Origin of the sequence: Streptomyces sp. HSW2009 (assembly GCF_040240285.1) — a bacterium.
GTDB lineage: Bacteria > Actinomycetota > Actinomycetes > Streptomycetales > Streptomycetaceae > Streptomyces.
The window spans coordinates 1-279 of the sequence record NZ_JBEHZD010001240.1; the positions used below are offsets into that span (position 1 = coordinate 1).

Genomic DNA, 279 nt, shown 5'->3' on the forward strand with positions numbered 1-279 from the left:
CCGGCACCCGGGGCCCTGGCACACCGACGGGCGATGCGAACTGGCCCGTACCGTCCGGCAGTTCACCGTCCCGTGCGGGGTCGGACCAGGGGATGCGCGCGGCCGGGATGGCGCTCGGGGCGCCGTGCGGGCCGCCGATCTCGTACGCAACGTCCGTACTCGGCTGACCGTCGGCGCCGGGGTGGGCGCCGGCCGCGGCGTCGCCCTGGGCGTTCGCGTCAGGGCTCGTGTTGGTGCTGGTGTTGGTGCTCGCGTTGGCGGCGGCCGGGTCGCCGGGGG

1 protein-coding gene is annotated in these 279 nt (G+C 77.4%); it reads right to left on the reverse strand.

The window, feature by feature from the left end; translation table 11 throughout:
• The coding region (locus tag AAHZ94_RS35340; RefSeq protein ID WP_349997717.1) for a hypothetical protein at positions 1 to 279 on the reverse strand (279 nt) is incomplete at both ends.